Genomic DNA, 14,273 nt, shown 5'->3' with positions numbered 1-14,273 from the left:
CCGCTCCGCCGGGCCCGGGTCCGACCGGGCGACGCACCCTTGACCGCTTGGTCTAGACCGCGCATGATCGGCTGCGCGGTCCACCCGGCCGCGCGGACGAGAGGGGACAGCGGTGACGGACGGCAGGCGGCGGGCGTTCATCGGGTCGTTCACGGCGGCCGGCGGTCCCGGCATCGTGACGGCGGAGGTCGACACCGGCACCGGCGCGCTGACCGTCCTGAGCAGCGTGAACGCCGTCCCGGACCCCTCCTGCCTGACACTCTCGCAGGACGGGGAGATGCTGTACGCGGTCAGTGAGACCGCCGAGGGCGCGGTGGCCGCGTACCGGGTGGACGGGGACAAGCCCGAGCCGGCCGGGCGGCCCGTCCCGGTCGACGGCAGCGGCCCGACCCACCTCAGCCTGTACGCCGGGCACGTCCTGACCGCCAACTACGGCTCCGGCAGCGTCACCGCAGTACCCCTCCGCCCCGACGGCACGCTCGCGCGGTCCGCGTCCCGCGTGCTCCGGCACAGCGGCGCCGGTCCGCACACCCCTCGCCAGCAGGGGCCGCACGCCCACCAGGTGCAGCCCGACCCCAGCGGCCGCTGGGTCGTCAGCGTGGACCTCGGCACGGACTCGGTGCGGGTGTGCACGCTGACGGACGGGGCCCTGGTCCTGCACCGGGAGACCGCCCTGCGCCCCGGCTCGGGGCCGCGCCACCTGGCCTTCCACCCGGACGGCAGCCACGCGTACGTCGTCAACGAACTGAGTCCCTCCGTCACCGTATGCCGCTGGGACGCGGCGGAAGGCGCCCTGACGCCGCTGTCCGAAACCCCGGTTCTGCCCGGTGCACCGGCGCGCGACGCCTACCCGTCGGGCATCGCCGTCTCACGCGACGGACGCTTCGTCTGGACCGCCACCCGTGGCGAGGACGTCCTGTCCGTGCTCACCGTCGAGGGCGAAGGGCTGCGGCTCGTCGCCACGGTGCCCTGCGGCGGCCACTGGCCGCGTGCCCTCACCGCCGACGACGGCTTCCTGTACGTCGCCAACGAGCGCTCCGGCGACGTGACCTGGTTCGCGGTCGACCCGCTCACGGGCCTCCCGCGACGAGGCGGCTCGATCAGGGTGACGGCGGCGTCGTACGTGACCCTCGGCTGAGCAGGAGTCACCAAGCCGCCCGCACCCTGCCGCACCCCCGACGAAGAAGGCCCGCTCCGAACCGGAGCGGGCCTTCTCGGTGTCGTGCGCGGCGCCTGGTGTCAGCGCACGGGCGTGCCCTGCGCCTGCTGCGGCGCGATTCCGAGCGCCGTCGTGTACTTGGCCAGGGCGAGCTTGCCGATCGCCGGGTACGGGCCGAGCGGCTCGGCGGCGGAGCACCCGGCCTCCCTCGTGGCCTCCTCGAGCAGGACCTGCTCGATCTCCGGGCCGATCAGGTACGGAGCGAGCGCCAGCTGCTGAGAGCCCGAGGAGCGCAGCTGCTCGGCGACGGACGCGATGGAGCCCTCCTGGTCCAGCGCCGCGGCCATCACCGGCACGGCGAGACGCGCGGCGAGCAGCATGCCGGTGATGCCTGCCGCCTGCACGGCCTCGTCACCACCCACCGAAGCGAGGATGATGCCGTCCGCGGCGGTCGCCACGGTGAACAGCCGGGCACGGTCCGCTCGGGCCAGACCGGCCTCGGACAGCCGCACGTGCAGCGCCTCGGCGAGCAGCGGGTGCGGGCCGAGGACGTCGGTCAGCTCGGCGGCGACACGGCTCTCCATGAGGGCCTGGCGGACCTGGCGCAGCAGCGAACCGTCCGGGCCTGCGAGCAGCGGCACGACGACGGCGACGGGGCCGTCGGGCATCTTGACGTCCATGCCGGCGGCACGGGCCTGCTCGAAACGGGCCGTGCGCTCCTCGGCCGCGTGCACGAGCACGGCCTGCAGTGAGGGAAACTCCGCGTTGTCCCCATCGAGGTAACCGATGCGGGCGTCGAGGCCGGGCAGCTCGGAGCGGGCGATGCTCACGACCTCTTCGGCGAGGCTGCGCGTGGTGTTACTGGGCGTCCCCGGCACGGCGAGGACGAGCGCGGGCGCGCCCTCGGGAGCAACCAGCGGCTCGGGACGGCGGTGCCGTCCGGGCTGGCGGGGGCGCGGCATTCGTACGGGCAGGCCATCCGCGGGCCCAGTGGGGGAACTCATGGCGCCGCATGTTACTGGCTTCCTGGGTTCCTCTGTTCGGGGAGGGTGCAGGTGAGCGGTATCCGTCCCGTTTTGTCTATTGAGTTACGTACGGATCGGACGCGATCGGATCAATCACCCGAACGGACGGTCACCGACAGCATCTTCTCGTCACGCGGCAGCGTGAGGGAACCGCTGCTCAGTTCGGCCGCGATGCGCACCGACCCGTGCAGGGGATCGCCCTCGGCCGGTACCCGCCGCGCCCGTGGGAGCCGCCGGGCCAGTTCTTCGTCCAGGGGCCCCAGCAGCGGGTCGCCCAGCTCGAACAGGCCGCCGGTGACGGCGACGCGCGCCTCACCGCCGGAGGGACACACGGCCGCCGCGGAGTCCGCCATGTGCCGGGCGGCGGTACGCAGGATGCCCGCGGCCACGGGATCCTCGTCCGCGCAGGCGGCCACATGTGGTGCGAAGGAGGCGAGCACGGCGGGCCGGTCGGGACGGGGATACAGCGCGCCGGGCAGCCCCGCGACGGGCCCGAACCGCTCCTCGGCGCAGGCCAGCAGGCGGGCCGAGCCGTCCTGGCGACCGTCGTGGGCGCGCAGCGCGGCCTCGAGACCGGCCCGGCCGATCCAGGCACCGCCTCCGCAGTCGCCGAGCAGATGCCCCCAGCCGTCCGCGCGCCGCCAGCCGGTCAGGTCGGTGCCCACCGCGATCAGCCCCGTGCCGCCGGCGATCACGGCACCGGGGCGCGGCCCGAGCGCGCCCACGTAGGCGGTCACGGCATCGGCGGCCAGTGCGACCCGGCGCACCCCCCACTCCCGGGCCAGGGCACCGGGCAGTTCGGCGCGCAGCCCGTCCCCCAGGGAGGCCATCCCTGCCGCGCCGACGGCGACGGTGGTCAGCGGCACCGCTCCCGCCTCCGCTGTCAACGCGCCCACCAACGGCACGAGTTGCGCCATGAAGTGCTCGGGATCGATGCCCCGCTCGCCCGTGCGCACCGGTTCACCGGACGCCCGGCGGGCCAGCGGGCCGCGCTCGGCGGTTCCGATCACGGCCCGCAGTCCGGAGCCGCCGGAGTCCACGGCGAGAAACCCGGAACCCTCCGACGCCCCGGTCATGGCAGGCGCCAGTCCACCGGTTGGCCGCCCTGGCGGATCAGCAGGTCGTTGGCCCGGCTGAACGGGCGCGAACCGAAGAAGCCCCGGTCGGCCGACATGGGGGAGGGGTGGGCGGATTCGACGGAGGGCAGGTCGCCGAGGAGCGGGCGTAGATTGCGGGCGTCACGGCCCCACAGGATGGACACCAGCGGCTTGCCGCGCGCCGCCAGGGCCCGGATGGCCTGCTCCGTGACCTCCTCCCAGCCCTTGCCGCGGTGGGCGGCGGGCTTGCGCGGGGCGGTGGTCAGGGCCCTGTTGAGCAGCAGCACGCCCTGCCGCGTCCACGGCGTGAGGTCACCGTTGGACGGCTGGGGGAGCCCCAGGTCGGCGTGCAGCTCACGGTAGATGTTGATGAGGCTGCCGGGCAGCGGCCGCACCTCGGGCGCCACCGAGAACGACAGCCCCACCGCGTGCCCCGGAGTGGGGTACGGGTCCTGACCGACGATCAGGACGCGTACGTCGTCGAAGGGCTGCTGGAAGGCCCGCAGAACGTTCGGCCCCGCCGGGAGGTAGGTGCGTCCCGCGGCGATCTCCGAGCGGAGGAAGTCCCCCATCGCGGCGACGCGTTCGGCCACCGGTTCCAGGGCCTTCGCCCAGCCCGCTTCGACGATTTCATGCAGAGGTCGTGGTGCCACGGGCGTCACCCTACTGCCGTACGGACAGCGGCGATCAACCGGTGGCCAACGCCTGTGTGCACCCTCGCCCCCCCCGGCCTCTTGCTCTACCTCGGCCCCCGTCCTCGTGCTCGCCTCAGCCGACGAGCGCGGCCCGCACGCACAGTACGTCCGGCAGGTGCGAGGCGAGCTGCTGCCAGCTGTCGCCGTCGTCGGCCGACGCGAACACCTCGCCGTTGCGGTTGCCGAAGTAGATGCCCGCGGGGTCGGCGTCGTCCGTGCACATCGCGTCGCGCAGCACCGTGCCGTAGTGGTCCTCCTGAGGCAGGCCCGTGGAGAGGGGCTCCCAGCTCTTGCCCGCGTCCGTCGTCCGGTAGACCCGGCACCGGTGGTCGGCCGGGACCCGGTCGGCGTCGGCGTTGATCGGGAACACGTACGCCGTGTCGCCCCGGTGCGGATGCGCCGCCGCGGCGAAGCCGAACGTGGACGGCAGGCCCTCGCCGATGTCCGTCCAGTGCGCACCGGCGTCGTCGCTGCGGTACACGCCCCAGTGGTTCTGCAGGTACAGCCGGTCCGGGGTGGCCGCGTCCCGCGCGACCTTGTGCACGCACTGGCCGAACTCCGGGTTCGGGTCGGGCAGGAACACCGCCGAGACACCCGAGTTGGAAGGTGCCCAGCTCGCGCCGCCGTCCAGGGTGCGGAACACACCGGCGGTCGAGACGGCGACCGTCACCGCCTTCGGGTCGCGCCGGTCGGTGAGCACGGTGTGCAGGCCCTCCCCGCCGCCGCCCGGCACCCACTTCGAGCGCGTGGGGTGCTCCCACAGGGGCCGGACCAGCTCGAACGTCTCCCCGCGGTCCTCCGAGCGGTACAGCGCGGCCGGCTCGGTACCCGCGTACACCACGTCCGGCTCGGCGGCGGCAGGGTGCAGCTGCCACACCCGCTCCAGGGACGCCCCCGTGTCCTTGGGGAACTTCACCGCGGGGCGGGCCGGTTCGGTCCAGGTCCGGCCGAGGTCGTCGGAGTGGAACACGGAAGGGCCCCAGTGCGCGCTGTCGCCGCCCACCAGCAGCCGCGGGGTCCCGGCCCGGGTGTCGAGGGCGACCGAGTACACGGCCTGTGCGTTGAAGTAGGGGCTCTCGTCGAACTCCCAGGCCTCACCGCCTCGCCGGCGCCCGATGAACAGGCCTTTGCGCGTGCCCACGGCGAGCAGTACCTCGGTCATGCCGATCACCTCCGCGGCGTCGTCGTTGACGCCCTCGTCCCGAACACCGGCCAGTCTGCACCCGACCACTGACAGTCACCTCCGGAGCGGGCTGCGCCCCAGGTCAGCGGGGTGTCGGCGGAGGCGGGCGCGGGGTTGAGCGGGCCGCCCCGGCCGGGCGCTCGACGGGGCGGGGGACCGTGGAGACCGTCACGCCGGGTAGGTGCAGTGAGCATCCAGGGGCCGCCGTCCGTATGGGGAGAGCGGCGGAATGGTCGTGGGCTCGTGAGGAGGAGGCCTTCGATGGCGTTACGTGGTCCGAAGGTGTGGCTGTGGCGCTGGCGGCGCAATCCGCTCAAGCGCCGTGGGGACCGGGTGGAGGCCTGGGTCGTCCTGGGCGTGTGGATGCTCACCGTGTTCGTCGGGCTGCTCGCCGGGACGACGGTGAGCCGTTCCGTCGAGGACGGACTGGCCCGGGAACGCGCCGAGTGGCGCCCCCTGGTGGCACGGCTCGCCGAGCGCGCCCCCGGGGCGGCCTCCGAGAACGGCCGTGTGTCCCGCACCGAGACGGTGTGGGCGACGGCGCGGTGGACCGCCGCGGACGGGTCGGAGCACTCCGGCCAGCTGCGGGTCCCGGTGGGCAGCGCAGCCGGTGCGCCGGTCACCGTGTGGACGGATCCCGAGGGCCGTCAGGTCACCCGGCCCGTCACCGAGTCCCAGGCCCGTGTACGGGCCTCCCTGATCGGTGGCGCGACTGGCCTCTGCGTCGCGGCCGTCCCCCTGGTCGCCGGCCGTGCCCTTCGCGGCCGCCTGGAGCGTCGCCGCATCGACCAGTGGGACGCGGAGTGGGCCCGCTTCGGCCCCATGTGGGGGCGCACGACGGGGTGAGGCCGTGTGGGCGCCCCGCCCGGCCCCTCCACACCGGCCTTGCCGGGAGCCCTGTCCGGCCCCTCTGCACGGCCTTGCCGGGAGGCCCGTCCGGCCCCTCCGCACCGGCCTTGCCGGGAGCCTGCCGGCCCCTCCGCACCGGCCTTGCCGGGAGGCCCGTCCGGCCCCTCCGCACCGGCCCTGCCGGGAGGCCCGTCCGGCCCCTCCGCGGGCGTCGGACCTGTCGGCGGACTTGTCCGGCCACCCGCGGGCGTCGGCCCTACCGGTGTCCCGCTCCGGCCAGCGCCCGACCGCACACCCGGAGCAGCGTCAGGTCCTCGCGTATGCCGTTGCCTCCGGCGTCGGTGCGATGCCGGAGGGGGGAGGCGAGCTCCGCTCGGAGCAGGTCGTGCAGAGGCGCTCCCGACGGTCCCAGTGCCGAGACGCACTCGGCGATCGTTGCGCGCGTGCGCGGGTGGTCCCTCCACACCGAGCGGAGGACGGGGAGGAACCGTTCCGGTCCCCCCGTCGCCCGCCACACCGCACAGGCGGCGGCGGCCCGGGCCGGCGCGTCACCGCGGTCGGCCAGCTCACGCAGCCCGGGCAGGGCCGGGCGAGCGGCCGGGCCCAGCCGCCCCAGTACGGCCGCCGCACGGCGCCGGCGGCCGCTGTCCGTGCCTGGCAATGTGTCCGTCAACGCGCGGAGCAGCACGGGCAACACGGCATGCGCGTCTCCCGTGATCGACCACAGCGCGTCCGCCGCCGGGATCGCGCAGTCGCCCTCCAGCAGTGCGCGCAGATCCGGTACCGCTTCGCGTGCGGCGCCGCCGAACGCGCCGAGGGCACGAACCGCCGCCTCCGTGACGGCGTCGCGCCGCCGCAGCCCGTCCGGCATGCCGCGCAGCAGACGCAACACGGCGGGTATGGAGGCGTCGTCGCCCAGTGCGGCGAGGGCCGACAGCAGGGGAACGGCCCGTTCGCAGATGTCGGACGCGTCGAGCGGCACGCGGGCGAGCCGCCGCCGCAGCGCGGGGACGAGCGGCGCGGCCGCGCGGCCCAGGTGGGGTACGGCCAGCCCCAGATCGTGAGGTACGACCGGACCCGCCAGCACCTCGGCCAGTACCGGCGTGGCCCGCGCGTCCCCCGTCCCGGCCAGTGCCTTGAGCGGACCGCCCAGGGTCGGCGTACCCCGCTCCCCATGCCGTATACGCAGCTCCGGACGGTACGTCACCAACGCGTGGAGATGGTCGGCGGCGGGCGCGGCCAGCTCGGAGAGCTCCAGCAGGACCGTGACCGCCGCGTCGTGCAACCGGCCTTCCGCCGAGCCGAGCTGGTTGCCGATGAGGGCGACCGGCTCCGCGTGGCCGGTGCGCCGTTCACGGAAGAGTCCGGCCGACATCCACACGCCGTTGCACCGGTCGAGGGGATCCGGGCTGGTCAACTGCCCGCACAGCAGGGCGACACGGTCGGCGACCCGGCTGCCGAGCGCGGAGTGCAGGGTCCGCAGCAGCCGGGAGCCCTCCTCGTCCGAGGGGCGCAGCCGCCGCAGCCGGGCGGCGAGCGTGTCCGGACCGGGACGGTCGTCCGGGCGCCCCGTCCGGGACCGCCTCTCTGATCGGTCTCTGAGCAGTCCGACGACGGTCGGTACGAGATCGGCGGGGAGCAGGTCCGGGGCGCATCCCGCGAGCTGGCCGAGGGCGGCGAGCCGGAGACCGGGGCCGTAAGGCGGCCCGCTCAGCTCGGTCAGCAGGCGCACCGCCTCGGCCGTGTGACCCCCGTCGGCCGTGTGAGCCTTCTCGGCCGCGTGGGCCTTCTCGGCCGTGTGAGCCTTCTCGGCCGTGTGGGCCTTCTCGGCCGTGTGGGCCTTCTCGGCCGGGCGGTGGCGCTGCGCGAACAGGCCGAGGCTCTCCGCGAGAGCGAGCAGGACCCGGTCGTCCCGCTCCACGACGATCCGCTCCCGCAACAGGGCGAGCACCCGCGCCGGTTGGTCCACGTACCGCACCAGCGCGCCCGGGACCACCCGTCGCACCGCGGCGTCCGGGTCCCCCGCGAGACGGACGAAGACGTCGGCACGCGCGCGCAGGATGTCCCGCGCCTCTGCCGCACGGTCGTCCCGGGCACCGGCGATGTCCCCGATGCTGACGAGGAGCTCCACCACCCCCGCCCGGTCCCGCACCTCCTCGCGGCCGGCGAGCGCGAGGAGAAACGGAACACAGGCGAGCGCCGAGTCGTGGACGTCGTCGTCCTGGTGGTGCACGGCGCCGTACATCCCGTCGAGCGCGGTCTGTCGCTCGGCCGGGTCCGAGGAGGCCAGCCCCCGCAGTAATCCGGGCACGTCCTCCGCGCTGCCGTACGCGTGGCGCAGCGAGGCCCGGTCGACCTCGTCCATCCCCCTGAACACGTTGTCCTCCCCCAGACGAAGTGCCACCGACGGGGAGTCTGCACCACGGCACTGACAACGAAGCGGAATCGGGAGATGACTGTGCGCGAACTGTGCGCACGATGGCTTGAGTTCGAGTCGGCCCCGCCCTGGCCGGTTGTCCGCCTCGGCCGGCTCCGCCTCGGCCGGCCCGCCTGGCCCGTTGTCCCGCCCGGGCCGGTCGTCCTCTCGGCCGGCCCGCCCGGCCCCCGGCGTCTCAGCCCCCGCCGCCGGGCAGCGCCCGCTCCACGATCGTGTCCAGACCCGCCGTCTGGGGCAGCGTCCCGAACGCGTGCCCCCAGTCGCCCCCGAGCCGGGTCGCGCAGAACGCGTCGGCGACGGCCGCCGGGGCGTGCCGGACGAGGAGGGAGGCCTGGAGGACCAGCGCCATCTGCTCCACGAGACGGCGAGCCGTGGTCGGTGACGCCTCGGACAGACCCGTCTTGAGCCGCGTCACGGCCGAGTCCAGGCGGGCGTCCGCTCCCCGGGCGAGGGCGAGCTCGCCGAACAGGGCCTCGGCGGTGCCCGGTTCGCGGCTCAGTGCCCGCAGCACGTCGAGCGCGTTGACGTTCCCCGACCCCTCCCAGATCGACAGCAGGGGAGCCTCGCGGTAATGCCGGGGCATCCCAGAGTCCTCGACGTAACCGTTGCCGCCGAGGCACTCCAGTGCCTCCGCGGTGAAGGCGGGGCCCCGTTTGGTCACCCAGTACTTGCCGACGGCGGTGGCGATCCGGCGGAACGCGGCCTCGGACCCGTCCACGTCGTCCCCGCGGATCGCCCGGTCGGCCGCCCCCGCCAGCCGCAGGGTGAGCGTCGTGGCGGCCTCGGACTCCAACGCGAGATCGGCGAGAACGTTGCGCATCAGTGGCTGGTCCACGAGCCGTGCGCCGAACGCGCTGCGGTGGCGAGCGTGGTGTCCGGCCTCGACGAGGGACTTGCGCATCAGCGCGGCCGACATCATCACGCAGTCCAGCCGCGTGCAGTTGACCATCTCGATGATGGTCTTCACACCCTGCCCCTCGGGGCCGACCAGCCAGGCCACCGTCCCGTCGAACTCGGGCTCGGAGGAGGCGTTGGACCGGTTGCCCAGCTTGTCCTTCAACCGCTGGATGCGGAAGGTGTTGCGGGTCCCGTCGGGCAGGACGCGCGGCACCAGGAAGCACGACAGCCCGCCCGGGGCCTGTGCCAGGACGAGGAACACGTCGCACATCGGCGCCGAGGTGAACCACTTGTGCCCGCGCAGCGTGTACACCCCCGGCTCGGCCGACGGTGTGGCCGCCGTGGTGTTCGTCCGGACGTCGGAGCCGCCCTGCTTCTCGGTCATCCCCATGCCCGCGAGCAGTCCGCGCTTCTCCGCGGGCTCCCGCAGGGCCGGGTCGTACTCCCGGCTCGTCAGCAACGGCTCGTAGAGTTTCGCCAGCTCCGGCTGCCTGCGCAGCGCGGGGACGGCGGCGTAGGTCATGGACGTGGGGCAGCCGTGCCCGGCCTCGGTGTGCCCCCACACCAGTCCGCCCGCGGTCCTGACGACATGAGCGCCGGGGCGGTCGTCCGCCCAGGGCGATGCGGCCAGTCCCTCCCCGATCGCCGTGCGCATCAGGTGGTGCCAGCTGGGGTGGAACTCCACCTCGTCGACGCGGTTGCCGTACCGGTCGTGTGTGCGCAGCTCCGGCTCGTGCCGATTGGCCAGGTCGGCCCACTCCTGGGCCTGGGCGCTGCCGGCCTGCCTTCCGAGCCGCCGCAGGTCCTCCTCGGCCCACCCGGCGCCCTCCCGCCGCAGCCCCTCCAGCAGGGCCGTGTCGACGGAGGCGTCGTAGGGGGTGAGGGGTGGGGCCTGGTTGGTGACGTCGTGCGTGGCGGGCCCGCCGTACGACGGCTGTTCGTCCAGTGTCGAGACCATGCCTCGAGTGTTGCACCATGGCAACGACCGCAGCAATCCTGCAACACGGAAATCGGCGGCGTACAGTACGTGGCCATGCCGATGAACGTCCCGGCGCCGCCCGGCGCGCTCGATCTGCGCCCGCTCTCCGCGCGGTCGGTCGTCCTGAGCCTGCTCCTCGGCACGCATCCCCCGGAACTGCCGGTCAGGGAGCTGCTGCGGCTCGTGGAGGGCTTCGACGTCGGCGGCTCCACCCTGCGGGCGGCGCTCAGCCGGATGACGGCCGCCGGAGATGTGCGGCGCACGGACGGCGGTTACCGCCTGAGCGACCGGCTGCTGGAGCGTCAGCGCCGCCAGGACGACGCCGTGCGGCCGCGCACGCGCGCGTGGGACGGCGACTGGGAGATGGTCGTGATCACCGCGACCGGACGCGGCCCGGCCGAACGTGCCGAGCTGCGCACGCGGCTGACCGCCCTCCGGCTCGCCGAACTCCGCGAAGGCGTCTGGCTCCGGCCCGACAACCTCACCCGTGCTCTCCCCGGCGACCTGGGCCAGGTCGTCCAGCGCTACACGGCCCGCCCCGACCGCCCCTCCGGCGAACTGGCCGAAAACCTTTGGCCGTTGGACGCCTGGTCGGCCACCGCCCGGGCGCTGCTCGCCCACATCGCCGGCTCGCCCCGACCGGCCGACCGCCTGACGGCCTTCGCCGCCGTCGTACGGCACCTGCTCGCCGACCCCGTGCTGCCGCCCGGACTCCTGCCCGCCGACTGGCCCGGCGCCGAACTGCGCGCCGCCTACACCGCCTACCAGCGGGAGCTGGTCGGGGCGGTACGCGCGCGTGTGCGCGGGACATGACGCGGACGGCCGTGCGCAGCGTCCGCCGGACGCCGCGCACGGCCGCCTTCACCGTGGGGGGACTGTCTGCCCGGGCTACCTGTAGGTGATGTCCGAGGTGGAGTAGAGGCAGTTCTTGCTGTCGGGACCGGATCCGACGGCGGTGTTGTTGTTGTACTTCTGGCAGGGGACGACCTTGCGGCCGGAGTCGTTGCGGATTGTGATGTTCCGCAGCGTCGCCACGTCGTTGCGGTTGACGTTGATGCCGACGAGCCGCGCGGTGGAGCCGGTGCCGGTCACGTCGATGGTGTTGAGGTTGACCTTGCGGGTGTACTGCGTGGAGCAGTCACCGCAGGAGCGGTACAGCGTCTTGAACTCCTGTACCGCGAAATTGGAGATGGTCAGGGTGCCGCCGCCGTTGTGCTGGAAGACCTTGTCCGCCGCCTTCTTCGCGCCGCCGCCGATCACCTGGTAGGTGGCGCCGTTGCCACCGCGGAAGGTGGCGGCGTCCTCGCCGACGTCCTCCCACCAGACGTTCTGCAGCGTGCAACTGCCCTCGCAGTGGATGCCGTCGGCCGCGGGGGCGCCGAGGATGACGTTCTTCAGCACCGCGCCGTCGGCGAGCTTGAAGATCGGGTCCTGACCCTCCTCCTGGCCGTCACCGGCCAGGGCGCCGGTGCCGTAGTACCGCTTCATCCCGTAGTCCTTGGTGCCGGACACGGAGATGGTGGAGGAGGTCCCCTGGCTGCCGTTGGGGGTCGGCCAGGTGGCGGCGCTCGCAGTGGGCGCGTTGACAGTCATGATCATGCCAACCGAGAGGCCGAGTGCGGCCAGCGTGCCGGTCATCGCGCGCCTGCGGGCGCGCGGACGTGTCGCAGAAGTCATGTCCCGAGTCCTTCTGTCGTGGGGGTGGATGGGGGTCAGGGCCTTCCGGTGGTTGTGCGTCCCGTCGGAGTTTTCAGCAGCCAGGAGAACACGTATGTGAATGATGTTCTCCACTCTGTTCGCCATACGCGCTGTGGGCGGCCCATTTCGCGTCAGTGGGTCACACTGCTGAACGGAACGTAGGGGGCAAGCGCTTTCTAGTCAACGCCTCGCACAGAACGGATTCGGTCGGCGCTGGTCAGGGGGGCGACGCGTGGGAGCGCTTCCATGGGGGCCATGTCCATGCCACCATGCCGGGACGGACGCCTCCCACGACGGAAGGAACCCGGACGTGCCTGCCACCCCCCACCTCAAGTCGAGGAGACCCCTGCGGTCGATGCTCCTCGCGCTGGTCGCCGCGCTGTTGCCGTTGGTCGCGGCCACCGCGCTCACCGCTCCCGCGGCCGCCGCGGACCAGCCCACCCGCGGCTCCGCCCCCGGCTCAGCCCGTAAGGGGGCCGTACCCGCCGCGGCCCTCACCGAGGTCACGAACTTCGGTACCAACCCCAGCAACCTGCGGATGTACCTGTACGTACCGGAGAACGTGACCCCGAAGCCGGCGGTCGTCGTGGCTGTGCACTGGTGCACCGGCTCGGGCCCGGACATGTACAACGGCACCGAGTACGACACGCTCGCCGACCGGTACGGATTCATCGTGCTGTACCCGTCCGTCACCCGCAGCAGCAAGTGCTTCGACGTCTCCTCGCCCCAGGCACTGCGCCGCGGTGGAGGCAGCGACCCCGTCGGCGTCAAGTCGATGATCGACTGGGTCACCCGCACCTACGACGCCGACACCGGCCGGGTGTTCGCCACCGGCATCTCCTCCGGCGCGATGATGACGAACGTCCTGCTCGGGGACTACCCGGACGTGTTCGCGGCGGGCGCCGCCTTCTCGGGCGTCCCGTTCGGCTGCTTCGCCACCACCGACGGCTCCGAGTGGAACAGCGCCTGCTCGGGCGGCACGGTCACCCGCACCGCGAAGGACTGGGGCGATCTCGCCCGGGGCGCGTATCCCGGCTACACCGGACCCCGGCCCCGCATGCAGATCTGGCACGGCACCGAGGACGACGTCCTGCGCTACCCCAACTTCGGCGAGCAGATCAAGCAGTGGACGAACGTGCAAGGCGTGAGCCAGACGCCCACCGCCACCGACACGCCCCAGTCCGGCTGGACCCGCACCCGCTACGGAGGCACGGGGGACCGGGCTCCCGTGGAGGCGATCAGTCTCCAGGGCGTCGGCCACAACCTGTACGCCCAGGGCATGGCGTCCCGCGTGCTCACCTTCTTCGGCCTGGACGGCTCCGGCCCTGCTCCTCAACCCCAGCCCGGCGCCTGCCGGGTGAAGGTCTCGGTGAATGCCTGGAACACCGGGCTGACCGCCTCCGTGACCCTCACCAACACGGGCACGACGACCGTCAACGGCTGGAAGCTCGGCTTCACGCTGCCCGCCGGGCAGACGGTCACGGGCGGCTGGGGTGCCACGTACGCGCCGTCGTCCGGGTCGGTCACCGCCACCAACGTCTCGTACAACGGCACCATCGCGCCGGGCGCCGCCGTGAGCTTCGGCTACCAGGCCTCTCACGCCGGCAACAGTGCCGCTCCGGCCGCGTTCACGCTCAACGGGACGGCTTGCGTGACCGGTTGACGTATCTGGTCGGGTGCCGGACCGGACGGCCGGGCCGGACAGGTCGGATCGGACGGCCGGATGAGACAGACCTGACCGGACCGGCCGGCTCAGAGGTGCCGTAACCGCGAGACCGTTTGGAACCACGTGATCGAACCGCACAGCTGACCCGAACGACGGTGCCCTGGTGGGTCGTGGCGGCCCACCACCCCGTCGGATGTGCCGAGTACGCGGGGCGGAAGTATCGTAGAGGCACAGAAGTCCCGCAGTTCATGCCAGGGATTGCAGGCTGCCCGGGGCGCGCCGGCGAACACCGCCAGCGCAGGCACCTCGTCTGGCGGCACCCGAGTCGAAACCGCGGACCCTTACGGACGGCCCCCGGTACGTCCCGTGTCTCACATGATTTTGGCGGAGCGATGCCGTCGGGGGATCAGGGCAACTGCAGCGCTGGTCGCATTTTCAGGCAGACAGCACAGGAGGTGACGGATCATGTCCGTCTCCGCTCCATTCCCCGTCGCATTCAACGGATCTGTGGACCGGTTTGTGGTGACGATGGGTAACCGCATCATCGTCATCACTCAGAATGGCGGTGTGTTCGGCCATGACATCAAC

Annotated in this window: 11 protein-coding genes; 4 read left to right on the top strand and 7 right to left on the bottom strand. The window is 73.2% G+C overall.

The window, feature by feature from the left end; genetic code table 11:
- Positions 1-112 precede the first annotated feature (112 nt).
- Complete coding sequence (locus ACFY5B_RS21685) at positions 113-1,138, top strand: lactonase family protein (RefSeq protein WP_389971540.1); 1,026 nt, start codon at positions 113-115, stop codon at positions 1,136-1,138.
- Positions 1,139-1,239: 101 nt separating this feature from the next.
- On the opposite strand, the gene ACFY5B_RS21680 is transcribed toward ACFY5B_RS21685, so the two are convergent.
- From ACFY5B_RS21680 to ACFY5B_RS21665, 4 genes are all read right to left on the bottom strand, one after another.
- Positions 1,240-2,163: a sirohydrochlorin chelatase gene (locus ACFY5B_RS21680; RefSeq protein ID WP_389971538.1), complete on the bottom strand. Its 924-nt coding sequence runs from the start codon at positions 2,161-2,163 to the stop codon at positions 1,240-1,242.
- Positions 2,164-2,273: 110 nt separating this feature from the next.
- On the bottom strand, positions 2,274-3,260 hold the full coding sequence (locus ACFY5B_RS21675) for an N-acetylglucosamine kinase (protein WP_389971536.1): 987 nt from the start codon (positions 3,258-3,260) through the stop codon (positions 2,274-2,276).
- On the bottom strand, positions 3,257-3,934 hold the full coding sequence (locus ACFY5B_RS21670; protein ID WP_389971534.1) for a uracil-DNA glycosylase: 678 nt from the start codon (positions 3,932-3,934) through the stop codon (positions 3,257-3,259). Before ACFY5B_RS21670 ends, ACFY5B_RS21675 begins: the two co-directional genes overlap by 4 nt.
- A gap of 115 nt (positions 3,935-4,049) precedes the next feature.
- A complete protein-coding gene (locus tag ACFY5B_RS21665) occupies positions 4,050-5,207 on the bottom strand; it encodes a WD40/YVTN/BNR-like repeat-containing protein (RefSeq protein ID WP_389971532.1) in 1,158 nt (385 codons plus the stop codon).
- A 213-nt stretch (positions 5,208-5,420) separates the two neighbouring features.
- Here ACFY5B_RS21665 and ACFY5B_RS21660 point away from each other — a divergent pair, with 213 nt between their 5' ends.
- The gene (locus tag ACFY5B_RS21660; protein WP_389971530.1) at positions 5,421-6,005 is read left to right on the top strand and encodes a hypothetical protein; all 585 of its coding nucleotides are present in this window, start codon (positions 5,421-5,423) and stop codon (positions 6,003-6,005) included.
- A gap of 259 nt (positions 6,006-6,264) precedes the next feature.
- On the opposite strand, the gene ACFY5B_RS21655 is transcribed toward ACFY5B_RS21660, so the two are convergent.
- Entirely contained in the window at positions 6,265-8,385 is a 2,121-nt protein-coding gene (locus ACFY5B_RS21655) for a HEAT repeat domain-containing protein (protein WP_389971644.1), read from the bottom strand.
- A 235-nt stretch (positions 8,386-8,620) separates the two neighbouring features.
- Positions 8,621-10,300 (bottom strand): DNA alkylation response protein, encoded by a 1,680-nt coding sequence (locus tag ACFY5B_RS21650; protein ID WP_389971528.1) that lies wholly within the window; start codon positions 10,298-10,300, stop codon positions 8,621-8,623.
- 75 nt (positions 10,301-10,375) lie between these two features.
- On the opposite strand from ACFY5B_RS21650, the gene ACFY5B_RS21645 reads away from it, so the two are divergent.
- Positions 10,376-11,134 (top strand): PaaX family transcriptional regulator C-terminal domain-containing protein, encoded by a 759-nt coding sequence (locus tag ACFY5B_RS21645; protein WP_389971526.1) that lies wholly within the window; start codon positions 10,376-10,378, stop codon positions 11,132-11,134.
- A gap of 75 nt (positions 11,135-11,209) precedes the next feature.
- Here the strand turns inward: ACFY5B_RS21645 and ACFY5B_RS21640 are convergent, their stop codons facing one another.
- Positions 11,210-11,998 (bottom strand): pectate lyase, encoded by a 789-nt coding sequence (locus ACFY5B_RS21640; protein WP_389971524.1) that lies wholly within the window; start codon positions 11,996-11,998, stop codon positions 11,210-11,212.
- Positions 11,999-12,374: 376 nt separating this feature from the next.
- Here ACFY5B_RS21640 and ACFY5B_RS21635 point away from each other — a divergent pair, with 376 nt between their 5' ends.
- Positions 12,375-13,682 carry a PHB depolymerase family esterase gene (locus ACFY5B_RS21635; protein WP_389971642.1) on the top strand — a complete coding sequence of 436 codons (1,308 nt, stop codon included), beginning with the start codon at positions 12,375-12,377 and terminating at the stop codon, positions 13,680-13,682.
- Positions 13,683-14,273 lie beyond the last annotated feature (591 nt).

The sequence above is a fragment of the Streptomyces sp. NPDC013187 genome, assembly GCF_042899705.1.
Lineage (GTDB): Bacteria > Actinomycetota > Actinomycetes > Streptomycetales > Streptomycetaceae > Streptomyces > Streptomyces hawaiiensis_A.
This window is presented reverse-complemented; position numbering and strand designations above follow the sequence as displayed.

Excerpts from the sequence above, each read along its gene's own strand:
- ACFY5B_RS21680 (WP_389971538.1), bottom strand. The coding sequence starts at position 2,163 with ATGAGTTCCCCCACTGGGCCCGCGGATGGCCTGCCCGTACGAATGCCG.
- ACFY5B_RS21675 (WP_389971536.1), bottom strand. The coding sequence starts at position 3,260 with ATGACCGGGGCGTCGGAGGGTTCCGGGTTTCTCGCCGTGGACTCCGGC.
- ACFY5B_RS21660 (WP_389971530.1), top strand. The coding sequence starts at position 5,421 with ATGGCGTTACGTGGTCCGAAGGTGTGGCTGTGGCGCTGGCGGCGCAAT.
- ACFY5B_RS21650 (WP_389971528.1), bottom strand. The coding sequence starts at position 10,300 with ATGGTCTCGACACTGGACGAACAGCCGTCGTACGGCGGGCCCGCCACG.
- ACFY5B_RS21645 (WP_389971526.1), top strand. The coding sequence starts at position 10,376 with ATGCCGATGAACGTCCCGGCGCCGCCCGGCGCGCTCGATCTGCGCCCG.
- ACFY5B_RS21640 (WP_389971524.1), bottom strand. The coding sequence starts at position 11,998 with ATGACTTCTGCGACACGTCCGCGCGCCCGCAGGCGCGCGATGACCGGC.
- ACFY5B_RS21635 (WP_389971642.1), top strand. The coding sequence starts at position 12,375 with ATGCTCCTCGCGCTGGTCGCCGCGCTGTTGCCGTTGGTCGCGGCCACC.